The 561-nt window shown below is 68.4% G+C and carries 1 protein-coding gene; it reads right to left on the minus strand.

Annotated features, from left to right (window positions below):
* A partial coding sequence (locus tag NQO67_RS43530) for a TCP-1/cpn60 chaperonin family protein (protein ID WP_305127005.1) occupies positions 1–561 on the minus strand: 561 nt, incomplete at both ends.

The following is a 561-nucleotide window of genomic DNA, read 5'->3' on the forward strand; positions in this document are numbered from 1 at the left end:
GCCTGGGCACCGGTCGCCTCGTCGCCCTCCAGCTCCAGCTTCTCGAAGACCGAGGTGGCCTGGAGCAGGGCCACGCCACCACCGGCGACGATGCCCTCCTCGACGGCGGCCTTCGCGTTGCGAACGGCGTCCTCGATGCGGTGCTTGCGCTCCTTGAGCTCCACCTCGGTGGCGGCACCGGCCTTGATGACCGCCACACCACCGGCGAGCTTGGCCAGCCGCTCCTGGAGCTTCTCGCGGTCGTAGTCGGAGTCGGAGTTCTCGATCTCGGCACGGATCTGGTTGACCCGACCCTGCACCTGGTCGCTCGAGCCGTTGCCGTCGACGATGGTCGTCTCGTCCTTGGTGATGACCACCTTGCGGGCGCTGCCCAGCAGGTCGATGCCGGCGTTCTCCAGCTTGAGGCCGACCTCCTCGGAGATGACCTCACCGCCGGTGAGGATGGCGATGTCGCCGAGCATGGCCTTGCGGCGGTCACCGAAGCCCGGGGCCTTGACGGCGACGGACTTGAAGGTGCCGCGGATCTTGTTGACCACCAGGGTGGACAGGGCCTCGCCCTCG

It is taken from the genome of Streptomyces odontomachi (assembly GCF_024435355.1).
Taxonomy (GTDB): domain Bacteria; phylum Actinomycetota; class Actinomycetes; order Streptomycetales; family Streptomycetaceae; genus Streptomyces; species Streptomyces odontomachi.